The sequence below is a fragment of the Frankia sp. KB5 genome (assembly GCF_002099325.1).
Taxonomy (GTDB): Bacteria; Actinomycetota; Actinomycetes; order Frankiales; family Frankiaceae; genus Frankia; species Frankia casuarinae.
Genome location: NZ_MRUJ01000419.1, coordinates 1 through 1,072, shown reverse-complemented (window position 1 = coordinate 1,072; position 1,072 = coordinate 1). Strand labels below are relative to the sequence as shown.

The following is a 1,072-nucleotide window of genomic DNA, read 5'->3' as shown; positions in this document are numbered from 1 at the left end:
CCGACCACACCCGTCCCCACCCCCTCACCGTGATCTCAGGCCAGCGATGACCCGCCCGCCGATCCCCCTACCTCCGCTACGCAGGCCGAGGTCGGCGGACCTCACCGCGACCTTCGCCGGTTTCCCGCTGCCCACCGGCACCAACCTCCCGCCGTACCGGCGCCGGGAGCTCATCCTGATGATCTTCGCCGGCGTGCTCGCGACCAGCGCGCTCGCCGCGTTGACCTTCGCCGACATCGGCCAGGTCTCGCTCGGGATCTTCTCCATCGGTCTCGGCTTCTTCTGCCTGTGGGCGCTGGCCCACCTGGCGGTACGCAGGTTCGCGCCGGCCGCCGACCCGGTGCTGCTCCCGGTCGTCGTCGCGCTCAACGGCCTGGGCCTGGTCATGATCTATCGGCTCGACCTCGCCAAGGCGGATGCCGCCGAGCGGGCGGGAACCCACATTCCGCCCGGTGCCGCGCAGACGCAGCTCGTCTGGACCCTGCTGGCGGTCATCGTCTTCATCCTGGTGCTGGCGCTGGTACGCGATCATCTCTCGCTCGCCCGGTACGCCTACACGRCCGGCCTGGTCGGTCTGGTCGGTCTGGTGCTGCCGATCGCGCCGGRCATCGGCGCGACCATCAACGGCGCGCGCCTCTGGCTGCGGATCGGGCCGTTCTCCTTCCAGCCGAGCGAAGTCTCGAAGATCATTCTTCTGATCTTCTTCGCCGGCTATCTGGTCAACAAACGCGAGGTCCTCTCGGTGGCCTCCCGCTCCTTTCTCGGGATGGGGATCCCGCGCGCCCGCGACCTCGGGCCGGTACTGGTGGCGTGGCTGGCGAGCCTGGGCATCCTGATCGTGCAGAAGGACCTCGGCTCGTCCCTGCTGTTCTTCGGAATGTTCATGGTCGTCCTCTACGTCGCCACCGAGCGGGTATCGTGGCTCTTGGTCGGCTTCGTGCTGTTTCTGTTCGGTGCCGTGATCGCGCACAGCATGTTCAGCCATGTCCAGGTCCGGGTGGACGGCTGGCTGCACGCCTTCGACGGTGACAACCCGTCGAGCACGTCGTACCAGCTCGTGCAGGGCCTCTAC

The 1,072-nt window shown here is 67.9% G+C and carries 1 protein-coding gene; it reads left to right on the top strand.

The window, feature by feature from the left end; translation table 11 throughout:
- Positions 1-46: 46 nt before the first annotated feature.
- On the top strand, positions 47-1,072 hold a 1,026-nt coding region (locus KBI5_RS24940), incomplete at its 3' end, for an FtsW/RodA/SpoVE family cell cycle protein (RefSeq protein ID WP_085016644.1).